This is a genomic window from Bacillus sp. GbtcB14 (genome assembly GCF_019091205.1).
GTDB lineage: Bacteria > Bacillota > Bacilli > Bacillales > Bacillaceae_G > Bacillus_A > Bacillus_A cereus_AG.
Genome location: NZ_JAGXJT010000278.1, coordinates 1 through 242 on the forward strand (window position 1 = coordinate 1; position 242 = coordinate 242).

Consider the following 242-nt stretch of genomic DNA (forward strand, 5'->3'; position numbering starts at 1 on the left):
GCCATTAGCTCAGTTGGTAGAGCATCTGACTTTTAATCAGAGGGTCGAAGGTTCGAATCCTTCATGGCTCACCATTTACAATTTAATGCGGGTGTAGTTTAGTGGTAAAACAAGAGCCTTCCAAGCTCTGGTCGAGAGTTCGATTCTCTTCACCCGCTTTTCAATTATGGGCCTATAGCTCAGCTGGTTAGAGCGCACGCCTGATAAGCGTGAGGTCGATGGTTCGAGTCCATTTAGGCCCA

The 242-nt window shown here is 47.5% G+C and carries 2 tRNA genes; both read left to right on the top strand.

Features of this window, described 5'->3' with window-relative positions:
- The first annotated feature begins 87 nt into the window (after positions 1 to 87).
- Positions 88 to 158 (top strand) — tRNA-Gly (locus tag KVT31_RS29915).
- Positions 159 to 168: 10 nt separating this feature from the next.
- Positions 169 to 242: transfer RNA gene (locus KVT31_RS29920), tRNA-Ile, on the top strand.